Here is a 24,403-nt window from a genome sequence, read left to right as displayed (position 1 = left end):
GCGAGCATGGCAATTCCAACATCCGCTCTGACCGCGCGCGTTCAAGATCGGGCGCAGGTCCCCTTTCCCGTGTGGGGGAAGGACAGGGTGAGGGACGAGAAGTGGCCGGAAGAGGCTCGTCCCGACCGCACGTCGATGGCGTGTTCAGTTCTGAAGCTTCTCAGCCCTCTCCCCAACCCCCTCCCGCACGGGAGAAGGGGCAGGTTGCGCTCCGTCTCCAACGGAAAGCGCCACACGGTGCAAGCATGAGAATCCTCTTCCTCAGCCGCCGCTACTTCCCGGCCATTTCCGGCATGAGCGTCTACGCGCAGAACCTCCTGCGCGAGCTGGTCGACGCCGGGCATGACGTCACGATGATCTCGCAGTACCGCGGCGACGCCTTCGGCACCCGGGTCTACGGCGGCGGGCCGCCGCCGCCCGTGCCGGGCGTGCGGGTGATCGGCCTGGAGCAGCTGGGGGAGCAGACCTCCGGCGATTTCGAGCGCGACATCGCCACGATGGTGGACGCGATCGCCGAAGAGCACGCGCGGAAACCCTTCGACATCCTGCACGCGCAGTACGGCTACCCGACCGGCTGGGCGGTGCTGCTCGCCGCCCGCAAGCTCGGCGTGCCGAGCGTCGTCTCGATCCAGGGCGGCGACGGCCATTGGGTCGGCTCCTGCTGCGAGACCCATCGCGTCGCCATGTGCGAGGTGCTGGCCCACGCCAATGCGCTGCTGATCGGCGGCGCTTCCTTCGTGGACGAGGTCTGCGGGCGCCTCGGGTCGGACCCGGACCGGTTCACAATCGTGCCCGGGGCGGTCGATACCGACCGGTTCGCGCAGGGCACGCCCGACGGGCTGCCGGCGCCCCATGCCGGGCCGGTGCGGCTGTTCTATCACGGCCGGGTCGACCGCCGAAAAGGCGTGCTCGACTTCATCAACGCCCTGGCGATCCTGCGGGAGCAGGGCACGCCGTTCGCCGCGACCATCTCGGGGATCGGGCCGGACGTGGAACCGGCCAAGGCGCTCGCCGCGGAGCACGCCTTCTCGGAGCGCGAGATCGCCTTCACGGGCTACGCGGAATACGGCTCCGTGCCCGATCTCTACCGCCGGGCCGACGTGTTCGTCTCGCCGACTTACGCGGAGGGGTTCTCCAACACGATCCTGGAAGCGCTGGCGGCCGGGCTTGCCACGGTCTCCTGCCACGCGGTCGGCGTGTCGGACTGCCTGCGCGACGGGGAGAACGGGCTGCTCACCAATCCGGGCGACGTGCCCGCGCAGGCCGCCGCCCTGACTCGGGTCATCACGGATGCGGATCTGCGCCGCCGCCTCGCGACCGCAGGGCTGGAGGAGTGCCGGCGGGTCTATTCCTGGCATGCGGTCGGGCGGCAGATCATGGATGTCTACGCGCAGGTGCGGGGTGAAAGCCCGGCCACAGATTTCGCGACGGACCTGCCCGGCGATCCGACCTGCCGCTTCCGGGCCGAGCCGCACCTGCTCTGAGAACCGACCCATTCGCGGATATTTCACCCGCCCCTCGTCCTGAGGTGCCCGCGCCAGCGGGCCTCGAAGGAGGCCTCCAGCGAATGCGGCGATCCCTGAAGACCGTCTTCAAGGCCGCCGCTGCGCTCCGACACCTCAGGATGAGGTCAGGGGTTGGATTTCCCCTCAGCCGACAGGCCGTGAACCATGCCCACTGCGCTCGCGCTCTCGCCCCATCTCGACGACGCAGCCTTCTCGTGTGGCGGCCTGCTGGCGCGTCTCGCGCAGGGCGGCTGGCGGGTGGTGATGGCGACGCTGTTCACCGGGAGCGTCGCCGACCCGAAGGGGTTCGCGCTCGCCTGCCAACTCGACAAAGGGCTGTCATCGGAAATCGACTACATGGCTCTGCGCCGGGACGAGGATGTTCTGGCCGCCGCCGTACTCGGCATTACCCCGCCGGTGCACCTGCCGTTCCGCGAGGCGCCGCACCGCGGCTACGGCTCCGCGCCGGAGTTGTTTTCCGAGACCCGCGCGGATGACGGCATCGCGGCCGACCTCGCCGCCGCCTTCGCGGAGCTGATCGCCGCGGAGAAACCCGATCTCCTCCTCGCCCCGCAGGCGATCGGCGGCCATGTCGATCACGTCCAGACGGTCCGGGCGTTGCGCAGCCTCGATCCGCGTCTGCCCATCCTGTGGTGGCGCGACTTTCCCTACACGGTGCGCGAGGCTGCGCCCCGGGAGCCGCTCGCGGCCCTGTTCGCGGAGCACCCCGAAGCCGCAGTGACACTCGATTCGGATGCCCAGGCCCGGAAGCGCGCCGCCTGCGCCGCTTATGCCAGTCAGATCGGCTTCCAGTTCGGCGGCACGGCGGGCCTCGATGCGCGGCTCGCCCGGGAGGAGGGCGTCGAGCGCTTTCGCTTGTCGGGCCGCCTCGGCCCCAGCGTTCCAGGGTTCGATGCCGCCTGAGCCGCAGGCACCCAAATCGCTGGCCGATCCGGGCGCCCTCGCGGCCCGCCGCGCGCTGCTCGCGGCGCCGCACATCGCGCCGATCCGCGCGCTCGCCGCGCGGATCTCCGCCGAGCGCGGCGCCCCGGTCCCCGTGCCCGACCCCCTGGACGGCGGCGTTGGGGCTCGGATGCTGCTCCTGCTGGAGACACCCGGCCCGGCCGTGCTGCGCACCGGCTTCGTCACCCGCGACAGCGCGAACGGCACCGCCGCCAACCTGTTCCGCTTCCTCGCCGAGGCCGGGCTCAGCCGGGCCGACACGCTGATCTGGAACGCGGTCCCCTGGCTGATCCACGCCGAGGGCGCTCTCAATCGGGCGCCCCGCCGGGCCGAGGTCGTGGCGGCGGCGCCCTATCTTGCGCCGCTGCTCGATCTGCTGCCGCATCTTGCCGTGGCGGTCCTGGCCGGTCGCTATGCCGGGGACGCGGCGCCCGCGATCACCGCGCTGCGCCCCCGCCTGCCGATCATCCGGATCCCGCATCCGAGCCCGACCTATGTCTGCACCGCGCCGGAGGTGCCCACCCGGATCCGGCGCGGCTTGTCGGACGCCGCCGCGCTCCTCGATCGGTCAGCCGGCTGAGGATAGAACGCGCGTTCCGGTGGTCCCTTCCCTGGCCTTGCGCGTGCGTTCGGCCTACATGCGGGGCAACGGGCCGCGGTCCGGGACCATCCGGTACGGGCCCACGGCCTTGCGCCGGGCCGCGCAGCCGGAAGGGCGGACGCCGAACGGCATGAATTTTCAAGGTCAGCACCGGAAGCAGGCTGATCCGGCCGAGCCGGTTCAGCAGGAGGCCGCGGCTGCAAAGCGCAAGAGCCTGGCCAGCCGCTATGCCTGGATCGGCACGGCTGCCAGCATTGTGCTGTTCGCGGTCTCTCTCGGCGTGCTGTGGAAGCTCGTCCAGAGCGTGAGCTGGGCCGAAGTGCGCGCCGCGATTGCGGCGGCGACCGGCCGGCAGCTCGGCTTCGCCTTCCTGTTCGTCGGTATCAGCTACCTGTTCCTCACCGGCTACGACGCGCTGGCCTTGCGCCAGCTCAAGATCAAGGTTCCGTACCGGATCACCGCGCTCGCCTCGTTCACCAGCTACGCGGTGAGCTTCACCCTCGGCTTCCCGCTGCTGACAGCCGGCACCATCCGCTACTGGATCTATGCCCGACAGGGCCTGAGCACCGCCAAGATCGCGGCGCTCACGGTGATCGCCGGCTTCACCTTCTGGCTCGGCATGGGCGTGGTTCTGGGGCTCAGCCTGATCATCGAGGCGGGGCAGCTCGCCGGTCTCGCCTTCACGTCGATCCGGATCAACCAGACGGTGGGTCTGGCGGCACTCGCCCTGGTGCTGGGCTACCTCGCCTGGGTCTCGGCCAAGAAGCGCAGCATCACCGTCAAGCAATGGCGCCTGGAACTGCCGGGCGCCTCGGTCTCGATCGGTCAGATGCTCGTCGGCATCGGCGATGTCTGCGCGGCGGCGGCGGTGCTCTACGTCCTGCTGCCGCAGGAGACGACGATCGGCTTCACCACTTTCCTGGCGGTCTACGTCCTGGCCGCCATGCTGGGCATCGCCTCGAACGCGCCGGGCGGCATCGGCGTGTTCGAGGCGACGGTGCTGCTGGCCCTATCGAGCCTGCCGCGCAACGAGGTGCTGACCTCGCTGCTGCTGTTCCGAGGCTGCTACTACGTGGTCCCGTTCGTGACCGCGCTCGCGATGCTCGGCCTCTACGAGATCGTGAAGCGCGCAGCCGGCGCGCGCGATCCGGGCCCTCCGGAAGGTACCGCGGGCCCCTCCGGCCAGGCGTGGCGCGACGAGCCCGGACCGCGCTGACGGAACCGGACGGCCCGCCATGTCCGACCGCCTGCGCAGTTCCCCGGCCTGGACCGGTGCCGCGATCGCCGCGGGTCTGCTCGGTGTCGCGGTCGCGCTTGCCGGACGCCTCGATCTCCCGCTGATCCTCGCTGGGCTCGGCGCGATCTGCCTCGGCGGCTGGCTCGGCGGGCGCGGTCCGGTTCAGGCGCCGCCGCGGCCGGCCGCAACCACGCAGCGCCACGCTGTGGCCGAGGCGCTGCTCGCCCATGTGCCCGATCCGGTCATCCTGGTGGATCGGCGCACCCTTGTGGTGGAGGCCAACCCGGCCGCCCGTGCGTTGCTGCCGGCCCTGCACCAAGCCCGGCCCCTGTCCTTCGCGCTCCGCGACCCCGAGGTGCTCGACGGCGTCGAGGCGGTTCTGAGTTCGGGCCTGCCCCGCCGCGTGGCCCTCTCGACGCGTGTGCCGCTGGAACGGACCTTCGAGGTGCAGATCGGCGCCCTGCCGATGCCCGACGGATCCGGCGTGAGCGCGCTGCTGTTCCTGCGCGACCTCACCTCGGCCCGGCGCCTGGAGGCGATGCGGGTCGATTTCGTGGCCAATGCGAGCCACGAGCTGCGCACGCCGCTCGCCACTTTGATCGGCTTCATCGAGACCCTGCAGGGGCCAGCCCGCGAGGACGTTCCGGCCCGCGAGCGCTTCCTTGAGATCATGCGGGTCCAGGCGCTGCGCATGACGCGGCTGATCGACGACCTGCTCTCGCTCTCGCGGATCGAGCTGCGAGAGCACGTGGCCCCAACCGGCGTGGTCGATCTCGGCGCTCTGGCCCGCCAGATGGTCGATGCCCAGGGCCCCCCCGCCGAGGCGCGGGGTGCCACCATCGGGTTCACGGACGGCCACGGCCCCTATCGCGTTGCCGGCGATGCCGACGAACTCGTCCGGGTGATCGAGAACCTCATCGAGAACGCCGTGAAGTACGGTGGCGGCCGGATCAGTGTCGGGTTGAGCCGCGAGGAGGATCCCCGGCTCGGCCGCCGGATCGTCCTGTCGGTGGCCGATGACGGGCCCGGTATCGCGCCGGAGCACATTCCGCGGCTGACCGAGCGCTTCTATCGGATCGACGTGGCGTCGAGCCGGGCGCGCGGCGGCACGGGCCTGGGGCTCGCCATCGTCAAGCACAGCCTCAACCGCCACCGGGGGCGGCTCACCATCGAGAGTACGCTCGGCCAGGGGACCGTTGCGCGGGTCAGCCTGCCGGAATACGGCGCTGCCCACGCGGGACCGGCCGCCGCCGGTCAGGCCGGTCCCCCATAGGCTCCGATCCCGAGCGCGGCCTCGACACGCCTGATCCAGCTCCGGATCGCCTGGATAATCCGCGAGGTCGAAGCCGCCCTCGTGGGCCATGCGGGTGTAGGCCACGAGCGCCACGTCGGCGAGGGTCAGGGCGTCGCCCACGAGGAAGGCGGAGCGTTCGAGCGTCTCCTCCATCGACCGCAGGGCGTCGGCGCCCCGTTCAGCGAGCTTCGGATCGAGTTCGTCCAACGCGCGCTTGAGGTAGTGAAGCTGGTAGCGGCGGACCGCGATGTAGGGCTCGTGGCTGTACTGCTCCCAGAACATCCATTGCAGCATCCGCGCCCGGGCGAATGGGGCCTGCGGGATCAGGGGCGAGCCCTCCGCGAGATGGATGATGATGGCATTCGATTCCGACAGGACGGCGCCGTCGGGAAACACCACGATCGGCACCCGGCCGGCGGGGTTGAGCGCCAGGAACTCGGGCCGGCGCGTCCCGCCCCCCGGCACGTCCACGTCGCGCCACGTCGCCGGGAGGCCAAGATAGGCGGCGACCCATTTGACCTTCAAGCAGTTTCCGGAGCCCGGATCGCCGTAGATCGTCAGTGGCTCGGTCATGCTTATCCCCCCTCCGCTTGTGGCCTGAGCTTGGCCGACGGCTTCCGATGTTACAACACGGCTGGAGGAACGCAGCCGCTTTGCGACGAATCTCATGCCCTTTCCCGGACGGGCTGCGATATTCACGGATCGCGTTTCGATGCGTTCGACGGCTGCAGAACGATCCGGTTCGATGGCCAACGCGCTCTCCCTCCGGCTTGCAGCTTTGGGCTATACAGGTGTGGGTCTTGGGGCTGATGAGAGCGCGCGACCGGCCCCCTCTCCCGCTCGGGAGAGAGGACCCGCGCGCCTTCAAGCTCGCGACTGAGCCTTCTGAGACTTCAAACCTGTGTAGCCCGTAGCTCGCACAGGGGGAGGGAGGTGCCCGGCCGCCCGTATGGCCTATCCAACACCGATATGTGGATCCGCGAGCCCGCACGGGCGTAGCGACGCGGAACCGGATCGGGGATCCGGCGCATCGACATGCCGCCCATGCGGCTCAACTTCTGGCGAGCCCCTGGTCGACTCACCCGGGGGATCCCCATCTTGGACCTCATGAACACCGCGATCCGACCCGGTGGCCTGTCGGCCCCCATCGCTTTGAACATTCCGGTCGAGGGGATGTCCTGCGCGTCCTGCGTTGGGCGGGTCGAGCGAGCGCTCGCTGCGCTTCCGGGGGCCCGGGACGTGGCGGTCAACCTCGCGACCAATCGGGCCAGTTTCGTCCTCGGCGGAGACGCCGGCCCGGCCGAGGCCGCGGCGGCGCTGGCGGATGCGGGTTATCCGGTGCCCGAGGTGCAGAGTCTGCTGGTCATCGACGGGATGTCGTGTGCGAGCTGCGTCGGCCGGGTCGAGCGGGCCCTTGCCGCGGTGCCGGGCGTGACCGAGGCCAGCGTCAACCTCGCCGCCGGGCGCGCCGCGATCCGGCATCCCGAGGGGCTGGTGGCGATTCCCGACCTCGTGGCCGCGGTGGCGGAGGCGGGCTACGACGCTCACCCCCTCGACGCCGGGACATTCGCCGATCCGGCAGCCCGCCGCGCCGAGGAGGCCCGGGTGCTGCGTCGCGACCTGATCGCGGCGGCGCTCCTCTCCGCGCCCGTGGTGGTCCTCGACATGAGCGGTCACGTCCTGCCCGGCCTGCACGGCGGATCCGTGACGGCCCTGATCCAGGCGGTGCTGGCGACCCTGGTCCTCGCCGGGCCGGGCCGCCGCTTCTTCCTGCGCGGAGTGCCGGGCCTGCTGCGCGGGCATCCCGACATGAACGCCCTGGTCGCCCTGGGGGCGGGAGCCGCCTACCTCTACTCCGTGGTCTCGACCCTGGCGCCGGGCCTCCTGCCCGCGGGGGCGGCGCATCTCTATTTCGAGGCGAGCGTGCTGATCGTCACGCTCATCCTGCTCGGCCGCAACCTGGAGGCGCGGGCCAAGGGCCGGACCGGGCAGGCCATCGCCCGGTTGATCGACCTTGCGCCGAAGACTGCCCGGGTGATCCGGGACGATGCCGAGATCGAGGTGCCGCTCGCCGCGCTCCGCCTCGGCGACGTGGTGCGGGTGCGCCCCGGCGAGCGCGTCGCCGCCGACGGCGTCGTGGTCGCCGGCACGAGCGATGTCGACGAGAGCATGGTGACCGGGGAGCCGGCCCCGGTGCGCAAGGCGCCGGGCGACCGGACGGTCGGCGGCACCCTCAACGGCCGCGGCAGCCTCGACCTGACGGTCGACGCGGTGGGCGGCGCCACGGTGCTCGCTCAGATCACCGCCCTGGTGGAACGGGCCCAGGGCGGCAAACTGCCGATCCAGGCGCTGGTCGATCGTGTGACCGGGCGCTTCGTGCCGGTGGTGATCGCGATCGCGGTGGCGACCTTCCTCGGCTGGCTGCTGCTGGGGCCCGCACCCGCTTTGGGAACGGCGCTGGTCAACGCCGTGGCGGTTCTGATCATCGCCTGCCCCTGCGCGATGGGCCTCGCCACCCCGACCGCCATCATGGTCGGCACTGGGCGGGCTGCCGCCCGGGGCGTGCTGTTCCGCGACGGAGCGGCCCTCCAGCGCCTGCGCGACGTGCGCATCGTGGCCCTCGACAAGACCGGCACGCTGACCGAGGGCCGCCCGCGGCTGACCGATCTCGTCGCCCGGCCCGGCCTTTCGGAGACCGAAGCCCTCGCGCTTGCTGCCGGCCTGGAGACGCGCTCCGAGCATCCGCTGGCCGGCGCCGTCGTGGCGGCGGCGCGGGCGCGTGATCTCGAAGTCACCGCGCCCGACGATTTCGAAGCGGTCGACGGATTCGGCGTGTTCGGTCGGGTCGGGGGCCGGAACGTCGCGCTCGGTGCGCCGCGCTTCCTCGACCGCCTCGGCATTGTCCCGGACCCGGACCTCACGGCCCGCGCCAGGCAACTCGCGGTGGAAGGCCGGAGCCCGATCCATCTCGCCCTCGACGGCCGCCACGCCGCCGTTCTGGCAGTGGCCGACCCTGTCAAGGCCGGGGCCCGGGAGGCGGTGGCGCATCTGAAGGCGCGGGGCCTCGCGGTCGCGATGGTGACGGGCGACGATCCGGGTGCCGCGGCCGGCGTCGCGCGGAGCCTGGGCATCGATATCGTGGTGGCCGGGGTTCTGCCGGGCGGGAAGGTCGAGGCGGTCCAGCGGTTCCGGGCGGAACACGGGCCCGTCGCCTACGTGGGCGACGGGATCAACGATGCGCCGGCCCTGGCCGAGGCCGATGTCGGGCTCGCCATCGGAACCGGAACCGACATCGCGGTCGACAGCGCAGACGTGGTGCTGATGTCGGGATCCCTCGACGCCTTGGTGGAGGCACTGGCGCTGTCCCGGGCGGTCATGGCCAACATCCGCCAGAACCTGTTCTGGGCTTTTGCCTACAACGCCGCGCTGATCCCGATCGCGGCGGGTGTGCTGGTGCCCTTCGGCGGGCCGGCCCTCTCGCCGGTCCTGGCCGCGGGCGCGATGGCGTTCTCCAGCGTGTTCGTCCTCGGCAACGCCCTGCGCCTGCGCCGGGCCGGCGGTTCTACGACCCGTTCGAGCGTGGCCTGAGCGTGTCGGATCCGTCGCGCCGGATGCGCCAGATCCGGAGCGCCGAGCCGTCCGGCAGGGCGGCGAGGGGCGTGAGCCAGTCCGGGGACGGTACGGTGCCGAGGGCGAGATCCGTAACGAAGGGTTCGGGCCTGCCGGCGTCGGCCCGGTCGAGGGCGGCCGTGCAGAGCAGCAGATAATCGGCACCGCGTGCCAGGGTGACCCGCCGCAGCGTCGCCTCGGACCCCTCCGCGGCCTCGATCGCGGCCCGCATCCCCACGAGGTTGCGGTGGTACGGGGCGGCGACGACCGCATGGTGCGTCATCAGCAGGAGGGGCGGCCCGAGATCGATGCTGCCCAGCACGATCCCCGGCGGCAGCCGATCGAGGGCCGCGTAGGCGGCGGGCGCCGTGCAGGCCCGCCAGTTGGAAACGGGCACGCTCTGCGACCCGATGGTGGCCGGAGCCAGCAGGCGCGCCGGCGGAGCGGTGACGAGAACCCAGGCCTTGCTCAGCATCGCCATGGCCAGCACGACCAGCGCCAGCCGGTGCAGTCCCGATCCGGGCATCCGCAGCGCCGTGACGGCGCGGTCGAGCGCGATCGCGCCGAGCAGCGGCACGAAGGCCCCGGCGACGTACATGCCCCGCGCCTGCCCCAGCGCGATCAGCGCGCCCGGGACGATGAGGGCCGCCACAACGATGAAGAAGCGGCGGCGGTCCGGCGCCCGCTCGCGCAGGGCCATCGCGACGGCGTAGAGGGCCGCCACCAGGATCGGCATGATGTTGGACAGCGCGACATCCGGCTCGCTGCGCAGGAAGTGCGGAAAGCTGCGCATCTCGTCCACTTGGTCGAGCCAGGACGTGCGCACGAGGTCGTCCATGCCGGTGAACGGGCCGGACAGGCAGGACGGCGCGATCCGAAGGAAGCCGGCCGCCATCCCGGCGCCGACGAGGCCCGTGACGAGGCAGCGCCCGGTCCGTCCGACCGCCCGCTGCCCGGCCACAAGGGCCGCTCCGCCGACCGTGGCGGCGCCGGCGGCCAGCAGGAGCCAGGGCGGGGACAGAGCGTCGCAGACCGGCACGCCCCAGAGATCCGGTGCCGTCTGCAGGCCGAACAGCGGCAGGCTCGCCCCGAACAGGCCGAACCCATAGCCTGCGAGCAGGCCGGCGGCGCGTTCGCCGTCGCGCACCCAATCGGCGAGGACGAGGAGTCCAGCCGCCGCGATCACCGGCAGGGTCTCCAACCCGATCGCCAGCGACAGGCCGGCGACGGCCCCGGCCAGCAGCCCGCGCTGCAGCCGCCGGGCCGGATCCGCCAGCGCCAGGGCGATCGCCAGCACGGCGCAGAGTTGCGCGTTGTGATGGTCGATCCGCCCGAACTGGAACACGTTCATGAACACGGCGGTCTGCGGCGCGACGAACAGGACCAGCAGGGCCGTGCGCCAACCGAACAGGCGGCGCATACCGAACCCCGCCAACACGCTGTAGAGGACGAACAGCAGGACCGGCCACAGGGCTGCGGTGGCACCCTCCGCGGCGGCGCGCCCGAGGATCGGCGTAAAGGCCAGAATCAAAGTCGCGATCGGCAGATCGATCAAGCGGGACCAGTGCGAGGGGATGCCCGCTGGCGGCAGCATCCGGTGCTGTACGGCGTCGAACCAGCCCTGGCCGGCCAGCAGGTCACGTACGCCGACGAGGCGCATCATGTCGTCGGTATCGGGCAGGCGCAGGTGATCGAAGATCGGCGCGAGGTTGCGCGGATCGTAGAGGCCGAACAGGGCGACCAGGACCAGCACGACCAGCAGCGCCGGGCTTTCGAAGGGCGAGCGGTCGACTTGCGCGCGGCGCGGCGGCGTTCCGGCAAGACTCGTCATTCAGGGATCCCGCGCTCGGCGGCATGGTCGCACTCCGCGCTTACCGGGGTATGAACCGGGGGTCGGCTTCCATTGTCGAGATCAGGCCGGGCGACCCCGCGTTTCTCCCTCCTCCACAAAGGCTACGATGTTCACGCATCTCCAGTCGGCACAGATGCTGGCCGCAGAGCGCGACCTGCCCCCTGTCCCGCACGGAAGAGGGGACCCGCGTTCGACCCTAACCTTCGGGTCAAAACTCAATCCGCTTGAACATGTGAGGGCAGCTTTCGACCCTTGCGGGTCGCCGTCGATGCATTGGAGCATTCTCGGAAGCGGACCTAGCACTACTTTGGCAGTCCCATTCAGGGTGTCGGCGTCGCGCTACCTGACGGTAGGCAATGACGCCAGAATGCCGCTCATTTCTATGACCTTAGGTCGCTGTTGAAGCGGATAATTGTCCGCCTGCTACGCTTTCTTAGGTCTGTACGCCAATCTGCCAAAGTAGTGCTAGTGCTCTGACGCATTCACTTCGTTCATGCGAGTGAGCGCTAGTTCTTTGGTTTTGCATCAATTTTTCCGGACTCGGCTGACGCCTCCGTCTGGATAGATGCACTAGGTCGCGTATTTATGGTGTCTCCGCAGCATGCGAGTGGGAGCCCTCATCGGAAGCGTAGGCATTGATGATCCCTGCCAGCAGACCGGGAAAGCGTGCCTCCACCTCCATCCAGCGGGAATGGTTGCGCACCTCGACGCCGTGACGTTCGCTGCGGATCAAACCAGCCTCGCGCAGAACCTTGAAGTGGTTGGACAACGAGGATTTTGGGATGACCCGGTCTCCAACTGCCGAGACTGCCGAGCAGGCCTCGACACAGCCCGCCTGCATGATTTTGGCGAAGATGGCCGCCCGGCTCGGATCTGCCAGCGCGTGCAGGATCGCCTCTGGACGCACGTCCTCGATGGCGGGGTGAAACAGGGGTCTCATATTTCGTCCATATGGGGCCTTGAACGACGCTCCGTTAGTTCCGAAGTTCCGAACTATGGGTCAAAGGCTGCCATCCGGGAGCCTCCATGTCGGAGATAGCACACATGTCCAAGCTTGAGGGCAAAGTCGCCGTCGTGACCGGAGCATCCAAAGGCATCGGTGCGGGGATCGCCAAGGCGTTGGCACAGGAAGGCGCCGCCGTGGTGGTGAACTACGCGTCCAGCCGGGCCGGGGCCGACGCCGTCGTAGCGGCGATTACCTCGGTCGGCGGCAGGGCCATCGCTGTCCAGGGCGACGTGTCTCAAGCTTCCGAGGCGCAGAGTGTGATCGAGGCGGCGGTGCGCGAGTTCGGAAGGCTCGACGTGCTGGTCAACAACTCCGGCATCTACGAGTTTGCGGCGATTGCAGAGGTCACCGAGGAACACTATCGGCGCCAGTTCGACGTCAATGTGCTCGGCGTCCTCCTGGCGACCCAGGCGGCAGCGAAGCATCTCGGCGAAGGTGGGAGCATCGTGAACATCTCCTCGGCGATCACGCACGTGCATACGCCTGCGGCGGCGGTCTACGCGGGCACGAAGGGCGCGGTGAACGCGATCTCGGGCGTCCTCGCCAATGAGTTGGCCCCGCGCAAGATACGCGTGAACGTGGTCAGCCCCGGCTACGTGGTGACCGAAGGCACGCACACGGCCGGCATCTCCGGCTCGGAGATGGAGGCCGGGATGGTCGCGCAGACACCGCTCGGCCGCGCTGGCCACCCGGATGACATCGCGGGCGTCGTGACGTTCCTCGCGTCCGATGACGCGCGCTGGCTTACTGGCGAGAACATCACCGCCAGCGGCGGTATCCGCTGATACATCACGACCATACCTGCGCGCGGCCCGGACAGACTGCGCGCAGGACGAGTGTTATCGAACTACGTCAACTATTAAATAGATTCTGCTTTGCTGTCTTTCGCACCGGAAGCAGACCCTCGGCTTTCCACCCTCAGCGGTCCTCTCACACGATCACGCTGATTGGGTTTTCACCCGAATCGGTGTTGCCGGACCCGATATGTGAATCCGCAAGTCCACTAAGGGGAGGGTGACGCACCGAGATGTCTCGATTCAAGCGCGCGGATTCGCTCCGCCGCCGGGCAGCGGCTCCATGAGGCCCCCGCTCTCCCAGCGCTCGACGCCCTTGTGACCCGAGCAGGTCCCGCTGCGGGAGTGGCTGAAGCTCCACGTGCCGTCGCGGCATCTGGCCGAAGCGCCGTCAGGCTTGCCGCCGTCGAGCGACTTCGCCGGGCCATGGACCTCGCAATCGTCCCGCCGGCTGCGATAGTGCTGGTGGCTTTCCAGTTTCCCCTCGTCCGGCTGGAAGCAGGCGCGGGCCAGCGCGGCATTGGGCGCGAAGGGTGAGATCCACGCCGGCGCCGTCAGAGCCGCGAGGGGGAGGGCGATCCCGAGACTGACGCGCATCGCGGCGCCTCAATCCCGGAAGAAGCGGCCGGCGCCGTGATGCCGACCGCGCCGGTTGGTCCGCCATTCCCAACGCGGATGGCAGTGCCGCGGGCGGCTATGGCAGCCTCGGGCCTTGCGTATCCCGGGCGTCGCCGAAGCCGGCGCGGCCGACAGCAGCGGTGGCGCCACCGGAACGACCAGGAACAGCAGCACGGGCCAGCGCATGGATGCATCCTCAAGTTGAGGATCGCGACCCTATCGCACCATGATCATAAGGCGAAGCTTGGCAAGTGCGTAACGCAGTGATTGAAACCCGGGCGTGGCTGCAGACCTGGGTCCTCAAGCGGAGCCGTTGACGCCGGCTCTGGCCCCGGCTTTGCTGGTCGTCCTGCGACCCGCAGGCTCCGAGAGTTCCGAACCGATGCCCGTCCTCGAACGGATCCGCGATTTCGCCGACGAAATGCAGGCGTGGCGGCACGACCTGCACGCCCATCCCGAGCTGCTCTACGACGTGGAGCGCACGGCCGGGTTCGTGGCCGACCAACTGCGATCGTTCGGCTGCGACGAGGTCGTAGCAGGCATCGGCCGGACCGGAATCGTGGGAGTGATCCGCGGCAAAGGCCGCTCTTCCAACCGCGCCATCGGCCTGCGCGCCGACATGGACGCGCTGCCGATCCAGGAGGTGCGCGATCTGCCCTACCGCTCAACCGTGGCGGGCACGATGCACGCCTGCGGCCATGACGGGCACACCGCCATGCTGCTCGGGGCCGCCAAATACCTCGCCGAGACCCGCGATTTCGACGGCGCCGCCGTGCTGATCTTCCAGCCCGCCGAGGAGGGCGGCGGCGGCGGCGAGGCGATGGTCGAGGACGGGATGATGGAGCGGTTCGGCGTCGAATCGGTCTACGGGATGCACAACATCCCCGGCATGGAGGTCGGCACCTTCGCGATCCGGCCGGGGCCGATCATGGCCTCCACGGACCGGTTCACCCTCACCATCGAGGGGCGGGGCGGCCACGCGGCCCTGCCGCACAACGCCGTCGACAGCGTGCTGGTGGCAAGCCACGTCATCATCGCTCTGCAGAGCATCGTGGCGCGCAGCCTCGATCCCCTGCAATCGGCCGTGGTGTCGGTCTGCGCGCTCGATGCCGGCGAGGCGTTCAACGTGCTGCCGCAGACCGTGACCATGCGGGGCACGATCCGCACGCTCTCCCAGGCGGTTCGGTCCCAGATCAAGGCGCGGATCGAGACCCTGGTGGCGGAGATCGCGGCCGGATTCGGCGCCACGGGGGTGACCGAGTTCGGATCGAGCTACCCCGTCACCGAGAACCACCCCGCCGAGACCGAGTTCATGGCCGACGTCGCGGAGGCGCTCGTGGGCGGGGAGAACGTCGACCGGGCGGTGGCGCCGATGATGACCGCGGAGGATTTCTCCTACATGCTCGGCCGCCGCCCCGGCGCCTACATGTTCATCGGCAACGGCGACAGTGCCTCGCTCCACCACCCGCATTACGACTTCAACGACGCGGCCGCGCCCTACGGAGCGTCCCTTTGGGCGCGCCTGATCGAGACGGGGCTGCCGCTGACGGCCTGAACGCGCCGTCGCTGGCCGAGACGGTCCCGGTCTGGGCCCAGGTGGCGGCGTTGTCCTTCGGCGGTCCGGCCGGTCAGATCGCCGTGATGCACCGGATCCTCGTGGAAGAGCGGCGCTGGGTCTCGGAGCGGCGCTTCCTGCACGGGCTCGGCTTCTGCACGCTCCTGCCCGGCCCGGAGGCCCAGCAGCTCGCGACCTATATCGGCTGGCTGATGCACGGCCCGGCGGGCGGGCTCGTCGCCGGCGGCCTCTTCGTGCTGCCGGGGCTCCTCGCCCTGATGGGGCTGAGCTGGCTCTACGTGCTGTACGGCCATGTCGACGTGGTCGCCGGCCTGTTCTTCGGACTGAAGGCGGCGGTGCTGGCGATCGTGCTGCACGCCCTGTGGCGCCTCGGCGGCCGCGCCTTGCGCAATCGGACCGATCGGCTCGTCGCGCTCGCCGCCTTCGCGGCTTTGTTCGTGCTGGCCGTGCCGTTCCCGCTGGTGGTGATCGCGGCGGGACTGCTGGGGCTCGCGCGCCGCGGGCCCGACGCGACCGCCGAGGAGGCGGGGGCGGACGAGGCCGGCTTCCTCATCGGCGCCGCGATGCTGCCGCGGGAGCGGGATGGCGCTGCGGTCTCCCTGCGCATGGGTGCGCTCTGGCTCGCGCTCTGGCTCGTGCCGGTGGCGGCGCTCTGGCTCGTGCCCGGCGTGCCGCCGGTCTTCGGGCAGGTGGCGCTGTTCTTCTCCAAGATGGCGCTGGTGACCTTCGGGGGCGCCTACGCGGCGCTCGCCTACGTGGCGCAGCAGGCGGTGGAACATTACGGCTGGCTGAGGCCCGGCGAGATGCTCGACGGGCTCTGCCTCGCCGAGACGACGCCGGGCCCTCTGATCATGGTGCTGCAGTTCGTGGGCTTCCTGGCGGGGTTCCGGGCGCCGGGGGCGCTGCCGCCGCTGCTCGCCGGGACGCTCGCCGGGCTGCTGACCACCTGGGTGACCTTCGTGCCCTGCTTCCTGTGGATCTTCGCCGGCGCGCCGCTGATCGGGCGCCTGCGCGGTAGCCGGCGCCTCGCGGGGGCGTTCTCGGCGATCACCGCCGCGGTGGCGGGGGTGATCCTGAACCTCGCGGTCTGGTTCGGGCTGCGGACGCTGTTCCGGCAGGTCGAAACGGTGCCGCTCGGGCCGCTGCGCCTGGACGTGCCGGTGCCGGCGAGCCTCGATCCGGCGGCGCTGCTGCTGACGCTGGCGGCGATCATCGCCGTGTTCCGCTTGCACGCCGGGACGCTGCCCACCCTCGCGCTCTGTGCCGGGGCGGGGGTGGTGCTGCGGCTGGTTGGCTTGGCCTGACCGCCCGTTCAGCGCCCGTAGCGCGCCTTCAGCAACGCGTAGGTGAGCCGCGCGGTCTGGACCTCGCCACCCTCCGGCCGGCCGGGCTTGGCGGAGGGGTTCCAGCCGTAGAGGTCGAAATGGCCGTGCGCCTTCGTCTTGGGGGCGAAGCGGCGCAGGAACAGCGCGGCGGTGATCGCCCCCGCGAACGGGCCGCCCGAGACGTTGTTGAGGTCGGCCACCTTGGAATCGAGCAGGCTCGCATAGGGCGCGTGCAGCGGCATCCGCCAGATCGGGTCGGCGGCGCTCCGGCCAGCCTCCGCGACCGACGCCGCCAGGGCCTCGTCCTCGGTGAAGAAGGCCGGCAGGTCCGGTCCGAGCGCCACCCGCGCCGCGCCGGTCAGCGTCGAGTAATCGAGGAGCAGATCGGGTGATTCCGCCTCGGCCAGCGCCAGCGCGTCGGCGAGAATCAGCCGACCCTCGGCGTCGGTGTTGCCGATCTCCACGCTGAGCCCGGCCCGGCTCGGCAGCACGTCGCCGGGGCGGAAGGCGTTGCCCGCGACGGCGTTCTCCACCGCGGGGATCAGCACCCGCAGGCGGACCTTGAGCCCTGAGCCCATCACCATGTCGGCGGCAGCCAACGCCGCGGCGGCGCCGCCCATATCCTTCTTCATCAGCAGCATCGCGGACGACGGCTTGATGTCGAGCCCGCCCGTATCGAAGGCGACACCCTTGCCCACGAGGGTCACGCGCGGCGCGTCCTCCGGCCCCCAGGTCAGGTCGATGAGACGCGGCGCCCGCGGCGAGGCGGCGCCGACCGCGTGGATCAGGGGATAGTCTCGGGCAAGCGCGTCGCCGTCCGTGACCGCGATCGAGGCACCGTGGCACCCGGCGAGCGACCGGGCGGCGGCCTCGATCTCGGCGGGCCCCATGTCGTTGGCGGGCGTGTTGATCAGGTCGCGGCCGAACGCCACCGCGGCGGCGATCCGCTCCACCTCGGCGGCGTCGATGCCCGCCGGCGCCACGAGCCGCGCCTTCGGGCCGTTCCCAGCGCGGTAGCGGCCGAAGCGGTAGCTGCCCATCAGCCACGCCAGGGCAGCCTCGGCAGGGTCCGGGGCGTTCTCCAGGCGGAAGCTGCCCTCCGGCAACAGTCCCGGCAGCTTGCCGACGATCAGCCGGTCATAGGCCGCCGCCTCCGGATCGCCGAGGCCGAACAGGACCCTGGCGATCCCGCCATCCGGGCTGGGCAGCAGGGCGAGGCTCCCCGCCTTCGGCTGGAAGCCGAGGGCCTCCGCGAAGCGACGCTGGGTCGGGTCCAGGTCTGCCTGCGCTGCGCTCCACGATCCGGTGGTGACGAGCGTCACCGGCACGGAGGGCGCATCGCCGCGCAGGAGGGTGGGGATCGTCGATGGGGACGCGGCCTGGGTCATGGGCCTCTTGCAGGTTGGAGGGCTTAACCGGTGATTAGGGTTAACGCTCTACCACCGGCCGGCCGGAGGGGTGAAGCACAGGCCCGCGCCCTCGGTCTGCCCGGAGGCGCCGCGTACCATGATGACCGCCCTGATCCGGATCGCCCGCCCCGTCATTCCGGCCGGACGCCGCGCCACCCTGGCGGTGGCCGCGCTGACACTGGGGCTGGCCGGCTGCAACACCTCGGGACCTGAGACCACCGGCTCGATCGGCGACCGCCCGGCGGCGTCCCGTCAGAACGTCGAGGCCCTGGCCGAGCGCTTCAACGCCAATCCCGACGATGGCCGCGCGGCGGTCGCGTACGCGCGGGCTCTGCGCGCCAACGACCAGATCAGCCAAGCCTCGGCGGTCCTGCAGCAGGCGGCCCTGCGCAACCCGCGCGACACGTTCCTGCTCGGTGCCTACGGCAAGTCGCTGGTTGAGCTCGGCCGCTACCGCGAGGCGATCGATGTGCTCGCCAATGCCCATTCCCCGGCCGCGCCCGATTGGCGCATCCTGTCGGCCCAGGGCTCGGCTTCGGCCCAGCTCGGCGATCAGGTGCGCGCGCAGGGCTTCTACGAGGCCGCGCTCAAAATCCGGCCGAACGAGCCCTCGCTGCTGTCGAACCTGGGCCTGTCCTACGCGCTCTCGCGGAACCTCGACCAGGCCGAGCAGACCCTGCGGCTCGCCGCCGACCAGCCCGGCGCCGATGCCCGGGTGCGGGCGAATCTCGCCCTGGTGCTGGGGCTGAAGGGCCGCACCGCCGATGCCGAGGCGATCCTGCGCCGGGACATGAGCCCCGCGGAAGCCGCCGCCAACGTCGCCTCCCTGCGCAAGGCCGCCGCCGAGCCGAATCGGCTGAAGGCGCTGTCGAAGGGCGGCATGCCGGGGGAGGGGTGACGGCGCCGGCCGCACCGCGCTTACATTTCCGAGACAGAACTCTCTGAAAAAGAGCGCCTTTCCCCTCCCCCTTGCGGGGAGGGGCCAGGGGTGGGGGTGGTACAGGATCGAGCGTGATGGTGCCTCCTGCGCCACCCCCACCTCCAACTCCTCCCCGCAAGGGGGAGGAGAACGCGTCGGCGCTCCTTGAGTGAACGTCGATAGCCTCCACGGTGGAGCGAGAGTTCGCGCCCTTGCAACGGCGCGCGCCCGACAGGAAAACGCACCTGTCATCGCAACCCGGTAGCGGCCAGATTCGAAAAGTTCTATATCCCTGCTTGGCTGCGCCGCGCGGCATCACGGGCGTCCAAATCGCCCCCGCGCATCGTCTCCTACCCGGGCACTCCCGGGGCGGCGCGCGCCCGTTGGGCGCTCACAGGCCGAACACAACTTCGTAGCGCAGGTCTTGCCTGTGCGTGTTCGACAACCGCAGCGAGGATAGAACCAGCCGTGCCATCACTCGACAGCTTCAAGGCCCGCCAGACGCTCGAAGCCGGCGGCAAGACCTACACGTATTATTCGATCCCCGAGGCCGAGAAGAACGGCCTCGCATCCGCCGCCGCGCTGCCCTTCTCCATGAAGGTGATCCTGGAGAACCTGCTGCGCTACGAGGACGACCGCTCGGTCAAGAAAGCCGATATCGCGGCCGCCGTCGGCTGGCTCGAGCAGAAGGGCAAGGCCGAGGTCGAGATCGCGTTCCGCCCCGCCCGCGTGCTGATGCAGGACTTCACCGGCGTCCCCGCGGTGGTCGATCTGGCCGCCATGCGCGACGCCATGGTGGCGCTCGGCGGCGACCCGCAGAAGATCAACCCGCTGGTGCCGGTCGACCTCGTGATCGACCACTCGGTGATCGTGGACGAGTTCGGCACCCCGAAAGCGTTGGCCGACAACGTCGCGCTGGAATACCAGCGCAACGGCGAGCGCTACACCTTCCTGAAGTGGGGCCAATCGGCCTTCGACAACTTCTCCGTCGTGCCCCCGGGCACCGGCATCTGCCACCAGGTGAATCTGGAATACCTGTCGCAGACCGTCTGGACCAAGTCCGAGGACGGATCCGACGTGGCCTACCCGGATTCGCTGGTCGGCACCGATTCGCACACCACCATGGTCAACGGCATGGCGGTGCTGGGCTGGGGTGTCGGCGGCATCGAGGCCGAGGCGGCGATGCTCGGCCAGCCGCTGTCGATGCTGATCCCCGAGGTCGTGGGCTTCAAGCTGTCGGGCAAGCTGCCCGAGGGCACCACCGCCACCGATCTCGTGCTCACCGTCACCCAGATGCTGCGCAAGAAGGGCGTGGTCGGCAAGTTCGTGGAGTTCTACGGCCCCGGCCTCGACGACATGGCGGTCGCCGACCGGGCCACGATCTCCAACATGGCGCCTGAGTACGGCGCGACCTGCGGCTTCTTCCCGGTCGATCAGAAGACCATCGACTTCCTGAAGGTCACCGGCCGTTCTGACGACCGGATCGCCCTGGTCGAGGCCTACGCGAAGGCGCAGGGCATGTGGCGCGACGCCCAGACCCCGGATCCGGTCTTCACCGACACGCTGGAGCTCGACATGGGCGAGGTCCGGCCCTCGCTCGCCGGGCCGAAGCGTCCGCAGGACCGGGTGCTGCTGGACGGCGCCAAGCCGGGCTTCGCGGCCTCGATGGAGACCGAGTTCAAGAAGGCCGCCGATCTCGCGCGCCGTTATGCCGTCGAGGGCACCAACTTCGACATCGGGCACGGTGACGTGGTGATCGCCGCGATCACGAGCTGCACCAACACGTCGAACCCCTCGGTGATGATCGGCGCAGGCCTGCTGGCCCGCAATGCCGTCGCCAAGGGCCTGCGCTCGAAGCCGTGGGTGAAGACCTCGCTGGCGCCCGGCTCACAGGTGGTCGGCGAATATCTCGAAAAGTCCGGCCTGCAGGAGCCCCTGGACGCGCTGGGCTTCAACCTTGTCGGCTTCGGCTGCACCACCTGCATCGGCAATTCCGGCCCGCTGCCGGAGGCGATCTCCAAGGCGATCAACGACAACGACGTCGTCGCCGCGGCGGTGCTCTCGGGCAACCGCAACTTCGAGGGCCGCGTGAACCCCGACGTGCGGGCGAACTACCTCGCCTCGCCGCCGCTGGTGGTGGCCTACGCGCTGGCCGGCTCGATGCAGATCGACATCACCACCGAGCCGCTGGGCCACGATGCCGATGGCAAGCCGGTCTACCTGAAGGACATCTGGCCGTCCTCGGCCGAGGTGCAGCAGTTCATCGAGGAGAACATCACCTCGGCGCTGTTCAAGTCGCGCTACGCCGACGTGTTCAGCGGCGATCAGAACTGGAAGGATGTCGAAGTCACGGAGGCCGAGACCTTCGCGTGGAACCCGGGCTCGACCTACGTGCAGAACCCACCCTACTTCGTCGGCATGGAGAAGACCCCGAAGCCGGTGGAGGACATCGCGGACGCCCGGATTCTCGGCCTGTTCCTCGACTCGATCACCACCGACCACATCTCGCCCGCGGGCAACATCCGCGCGGCCTCGCCGGCCGGTGCGTATCTGCAGTCGCATCAGGTGCGCGTGCAGGACTTCAACCAGTACGGCACGCGGCGCGGCAACCACGAGGTGATGATGCGGGGCACCTTCGCCAATATCCGCATCAAGAACCAGATGGTGCGGGACGAGACGGGCAACGTGGTCGAGGGCGGGTGGACGCTCTTCCAGCCCTCGGGCGAGAAGATGTTCATCTACGATGCGGCGCAGAAATACGCCGAGCAAGGCACGCCGCTCGTCATCTTCGCCGGCAAGGAATACGGCACCGGCTCGTCGCGCGATTGGGCGGCGAAGGGCACGAAGCTTCTCGGCGTCCGCGCCGTGGTGGCCGAAAGCTTCGAGCGCATCCACCGCTCGAACCTCGTCGGCATGGGCGTGGTGCCGCTGGTGTTCCAGGGCGAGACCTCCTGGGACTCGCTCGGCCTCAAGGGTGACGAGACTGTCAGCATCAAGGGCCTGTCCGGTGAGCTGAAGCCGCGCCAGACGCTGATCGCGGAGGTCAAGTCCGCCGACGGCTCGGTCAAGGAGGTGCCGCTCACCTGCCGGATCGATACGCTCGACGAGCTGGAATACTTCCGCAACGGCGGCATCCTGCCCTACGTGCTTCGTACCCTGGCGGCCTGATCCGTCGGCGGCCCCAGGGCCGCCCCGTCACGCGATACGAGGCGGCGCCGGCTTGGCGCCGCCTTTTTTGTTACTCAAGCCGAAGCATTTCACTTGCGCGCAACCTTGTTTGGCGCGCGCAACGCACCATAACCCGGGTCCTGAATCCGGAATGGGACTTCGATGAAGCACCTCAGCAAGACCCTCGTTACCGCCGGCCTGACAGCCCTGCTGTCGAGCGCTGCCTTCGCCGCGCAGGTCGAGCGCGTCCGCGGCACCATCGACAAGACCGATGGCAACACGGTCACGATCAAGACCGACGACGGCAAGTCCGAGACTGTCGATGTCTCCGGCGCCAAGTTCGCCTGGGTGGTCCCGTCGAGCCTCGACCAGATCAAGGACGGTGTCTTCATCGGCACCGCCACCAAGGGCGAGAACCCGATGACCGCCCTGGAGGTGGTGCTGTTCCCCGAGGCGATGCGTGGGACCGGCGAGGGCCATTACGGCTGGGATTCGATCACCGACCAGACCGCGGGTGCCGGCGCCAAGGTGAAGAGCGCGATGACCAACGGCACCGTCAAGGCCGAGTCGTCGAACGCCCCGAAGGTCAAGAGTGCGATGACCAACGGCACCGTGAAGGCCGACAAGGCGGCCACCGGCGGCGAGCGCACCCTGACGGTGAGCTACGGCAAGGACGGCTCCAAGGAGATCGTCGTGCCGGCCTCGGCGCCGATCGTTGCCTTCCAGCCGGCCGACAAGGCGATCCTGACGCCGGGCTCCAAGGTCTTCGCCGTCGTGGCGAAGGATGGCAGCAAGGCCGAGGGCAAGCTGGTGGCGGTCGGCAAGGATGGCCTGACCCCGCCCATGTAAGACGAAACGGCCCGCGCGACGGGACGCGTCGGGCGGGCCGCTGACATGCCGAAGACTGCTCGGCGGCAACGCGCGCCGAGCATTGGCGGATCAGCCTTTCAGGGCCACCGAAAAATCCGCTTCGGTCTTGCTGCGGATCTCGTCCTCGGTGACGCCGTCGGCGAGCTCGACGAGTGTCATCCCGCCGTCGCCCTTCTTGTCGATCTCGAACACGCCGAGATCGGTGATCACGAGATCGACCACCTGGGTCCCGGTCAGCGGCAGGTCGCAGGCCTTGAGCAGCTTGGCGCTCTCCGTGCCGTCCTTGTTCTTGGCGACGTGCTCCATCACCACGACGACCCGCTTGACGCCCGCCACGAGGTCCATGGCGCCGCCCATCCCCTTCACCATCTTGCCGGGGATCATCCAGTTGGCGAGGTCGCCATTGCCGGCCACCTGCATGGCGCCGAGGATCGACAGGTTGATGTGCCCGCCGCGGATCATCCCGAAGGACTCGGCCGAGGAGAAGTAGCTGGTCGTCGGCAGGGCGGTGATGGTCTGCTTGCCGGCATTGATCAGGTCCGGGTCTTCCTCGCCCTCGTAGGGGAAGGGACCCATGCCGAGCATCCCGTTTTCGGATTGCAGCTGCACCGACATCCCGTCGGGGATGTAGTTCGACACCAGCGTCGGAATGCCGATGCCGAGGTTCACGTAGAAGCCGTCCTGCAGTTCCTTGGCGGCGCGCGCCGCCATCTGCTCACGGGTCCAGGCCATGATGGTCTCCTGATAGCATGGTGCGCTCACGCGCGGCCGGATCTGGCTTTCCCCTCCCCGCAAGCTTGAGCGATCCCGGGCAAGCCCGGGATCGCCGGGGGAGGAGAGAAGCGTGTGACTAGTGGGTGCCGCCGCCGGCCGCCGCGGCCGAGGTGCTGTCGCCGCGCTTGCGCGTCGTGCGCTGCTCGATGCGCTTGTCGCGCACGCCCACGTCGATGATGCGCTTCACGAAGATGCCCGGCGTGTGGATCGTATCCGGCTCGATTTCGCCCGGCTTCACGAGGTGCTCCACCTGCGCCACCGTCATCTTGGCGGCGGTGGCCATCATCGGGTTGAAGTTGCGGGCGGTCATCCGGTAGCGGAGGTTGCCCTCGGTGTCGCCCGTATGGGCGTGGACCAGGGCGAGGTCGGCGAACAGGCCGCGCTCCATCACGTAGGGCTCGCCGTCGAACTCCCGCACCTCCTTGCCCTCGGCGACCTTGGTGCCGACGCCGGTCTTGGTGAAGAAGGCCGGAATGCCGGCGCCGCCCGCACGGATGCGTTCGGCCAGCGTGCCCTGCGGGTTGAACTCGATCTCCAGCTCCCCGCCGAGGTACTGACGGGCGAACTCCTTGTTCTCGCCGACATAGGACGAGATCATCTTGGCGACCTGCCGCGTGTCGAGGAGCTTGCCGAGGCCGACCCCGTCGATGCCGGCATTGTTCGAGACGACCGTGAGACCCTTGACGCCCGAGAGGCGGACCGCCTCGATCAGCTCGTCCGGGATGCCGCACAGGCCGAAGCCGCCGCACATCACCATCATGTCGTCACGCAGGAGGCCCGCCAAGGCAGCGGCGGCATCCGTGTAGACCTTCTTCATCGAAACGTCCTTTCCACGCCGGCCGCGACCGGCCGCGCCTGGGCTACATCCGCGAAGCGCGCGTTT

General features: G+C 69.7%; 18 protein-coding genes and 1 pseudogene. 12 read left to right on the top strand and 7 right to left on the bottom strand.

The annotated features are described in order from the left end of the window. Positions 1-245 precede the first annotated feature (245 nt). The 5 genes from MKK63_RS28290 (at position 246) to MKK63_RS28270 (ending at position 5,579) form a co-directional block, all read left to right on the top strand. Positions 246-1,484: a glycosyltransferase family 4 protein gene (locus MKK63_RS28290; RefSeq protein ID WP_244007394.1), complete on the top strand. Its 1,239-nt coding sequence runs from the start codon at positions 246-248 to the stop codon at positions 1,482-1,484. A gap of 186 nt (positions 1,485-1,670) precedes the next feature. Then, a complete protein-coding gene (locus MKK63_RS28285; protein ID WP_244007392.1) occupies positions 1,671-2,429 on the top strand; it encodes a PIG-L deacetylase family protein in 759 nt (252 codons plus the stop codon). Beyond that, entirely contained in the window at positions 2,419-3,048 is a 630-nt protein-coding gene (locus tag MKK63_RS28280) for a uracil-DNA glycosylase (RefSeq protein WP_244007390.1), read from the top strand. Before MKK63_RS28285 ends, MKK63_RS28280 begins: the two co-directional genes overlap by 11 nt. Before the next feature lie 151 nt (positions 3,049-3,199). Further along, positions 3,200-4,285: a lysylphosphatidylglycerol synthase domain-containing protein gene (locus MKK63_RS28275; protein ID WP_244007515.1), complete on the top strand. Its 1,086-nt coding sequence runs from the start codon at positions 3,200-3,202 to the stop codon at positions 4,283-4,285. A 19-nt stretch (positions 4,286-4,304) separates the two neighbouring features. Next, positions 4,305-5,579, top strand: a complete 1,275-nt coding sequence (locus MKK63_RS28270; RefSeq protein WP_244007388.1) for an ATP-binding protein — start codon at positions 4,305-4,307, stop codon at positions 5,577-5,579. Here the strand turns inward: MKK63_RS28270 and MKK63_RS28265 are convergent. Continuing rightward, positions 5,561-6,173, bottom strand: a pseudogene (locus tag MKK63_RS28265) (glutathione S-transferase family protein). The gene MKK63_RS28270 and the pseudogene MKK63_RS28265 overlap by 19 nt on opposite strands. A gap of 534 nt (positions 6,174-6,707) precedes the next feature. Here MKK63_RS28265 and MKK63_RS28260 point away from each other — a divergent pair. Beyond that, positions 6,708-9,188, top strand: a complete 2,481-nt coding sequence (locus MKK63_RS28260) for a heavy metal translocating P-type ATPase (protein ID WP_244007513.1) — start codon at positions 6,708-6,710, stop codon at positions 9,186-9,188. On the opposite strand, the gene MKK63_RS28255 is transcribed toward MKK63_RS28260, so the two are convergent. Together MKK63_RS28255 and MKK63_RS28250 are read right to left on the bottom strand one after the other, a co-directional pair. Next, a complete protein-coding gene (locus tag MKK63_RS28255; RefSeq protein ID WP_244007386.1) occupies positions 9,163-11,040 on the bottom strand; it encodes a hypothetical protein in 1,878 nt (625 codons plus the stop codon). The two genes, MKK63_RS28260 and MKK63_RS28255, sit on opposite strands and share 26 nt — an antisense overlap. A 604-nt stretch (positions 11,041-11,644) precedes the next feature. Continuing rightward, positions 11,645-12,001 carry an ArsR/SmtB family transcription factor gene (locus MKK63_RS28250; RefSeq protein ID WP_244007384.1) on the bottom strand — a complete coding sequence of 119 codons (357 nt, stop codon included), beginning with the start codon at positions 11,999-12,001 and terminating at the stop codon, positions 11,645-11,647. Between the two features lie 104 nt (positions 12,002-12,105). On the opposite strand from MKK63_RS28250, the gene MKK63_RS28245 reads away from it, so the two are divergent. Beyond that, the gene (locus tag MKK63_RS28245; protein ID WP_244007382.1) at positions 12,106-12,852 is read left to right on the top strand and encodes a glucose 1-dehydrogenase; all 747 of its coding nucleotides are present in this window, start codon (positions 12,106-12,108) and stop codon (positions 12,850-12,852) included. 252 nt (positions 12,853-13,104) lie between these two features. Here the strand turns inward: MKK63_RS28245 and MKK63_RS28240 are convergent, their stop codons facing one another. After that, a complete protein-coding gene (locus MKK63_RS28240) occupies positions 13,105-13,458 on the bottom strand; it encodes a DUF3761 domain-containing protein (protein WP_244007379.1) in 354 nt (117 codons plus the stop codon). A 403-nt stretch (positions 13,459-13,861) separates the two neighbouring features. Here MKK63_RS28240 and MKK63_RS28235 point away from each other — a divergent pair, with 403 nt between their 5' ends. Both MKK63_RS28235 and chrA read left to right on the top strand, forming a co-directional pair. Beyond that, positions 13,862-15,034: a M20 aminoacylase family protein gene (locus tag MKK63_RS28235; protein WP_244007377.1), complete on the top strand. Its 1,173-nt coding sequence runs from the start codon at positions 13,862-13,864 to the stop codon at positions 15,032-15,034. Then, the gene (chrA, locus tag MKK63_RS28230; protein WP_244007375.1) at positions 14,992-16,359 is read left to right on the top strand and encodes a chromate efflux transporter; all 1,368 of its coding nucleotides are present in this window, start codon (positions 14,992-14,994) and stop codon (positions 16,357-16,359) included. Before MKK63_RS28235 ends, chrA begins: the two co-directional genes overlap by 43 nt. An 8-nt stretch (positions 16,360-16,367) precedes the next feature. Here the strand turns inward: chrA and MKK63_RS28225 are convergent, their stop codons facing one another. Then, positions 16,368-17,768 carry a leucyl aminopeptidase family protein gene (locus MKK63_RS28225; protein ID WP_244007373.1) on the bottom strand — a complete coding sequence of 467 codons (1,401 nt, stop codon included), beginning with the start codon at positions 17,766-17,768 and terminating at the stop codon, positions 16,368-16,370. A gap of 118 nt (positions 17,769-17,886) precedes the next feature. Between MKK63_RS28225 and MKK63_RS28220 the strand changes: the two genes are divergently transcribed. The 3 genes from MKK63_RS28220 (at position 17,887) to MKK63_RS28210 (ending at position 22,725) form a co-directional block, all read left to right on the top strand. Beyond that, positions 17,887-18,687: a CDC27 family protein gene (locus MKK63_RS28220; protein ID WP_409564569.1), complete on the top strand. Its 801-nt coding sequence runs from the start codon at positions 17,887-17,889 to the stop codon at positions 18,685-18,687. Between the two features lie 489 nt (positions 18,688-19,176). Beyond that, complete coding sequence (gene acnA, locus MKK63_RS28215) at positions 19,177-21,876, top strand: aconitate hydratase AcnA (protein ID WP_244007371.1); 2,700 nt, start codon at positions 19,177-19,179, stop codon at positions 21,874-21,876. Between the two features lie 162 nt (positions 21,877-22,038). Beyond that, positions 22,039-22,725, top strand: a complete 687-nt coding sequence (locus tag MKK63_RS28210; RefSeq protein WP_244007369.1) for a metal ABC transporter permease — start codon at positions 22,039-22,041, stop codon at positions 22,723-22,725. Positions 22,726-22,815: 90 nt separating this feature from the next. Here MKK63_RS28210 and MKK63_RS28205 read toward each other — a convergent pair whose 3' ends face one another. Both MKK63_RS28205 and MKK63_RS28200 read right to left on the bottom strand, forming a co-directional pair. Then, a complete protein-coding gene (locus tag MKK63_RS28205; protein WP_244007366.1) occupies positions 22,816-23,478 on the bottom strand; it encodes a 3-oxoacid CoA-transferase subunit B in 663 nt (220 codons plus the stop codon). 118 nt (positions 23,479-23,596) lie between these two features. Continuing rightward, entirely contained in the window at positions 23,597-24,337 is a 741-nt protein-coding gene (locus MKK63_RS28200; RefSeq protein ID WP_244007364.1) for a CoA transferase subunit A, read from the bottom strand. Between the last annotated feature and the right edge of the window lie 66 nt (positions 24,338-24,403).

Origin of the sequence: Methylobacterium sp. J-088, assembly GCF_022829295.1 — a bacterium.
Classification (GTDB): Bacteria; Pseudomonadota; Alphaproteobacteria; order Rhizobiales; family Beijerinckiaceae; genus Methylobacterium.
This window is presented reverse-complemented; position numbering and strand designations above follow the sequence as displayed.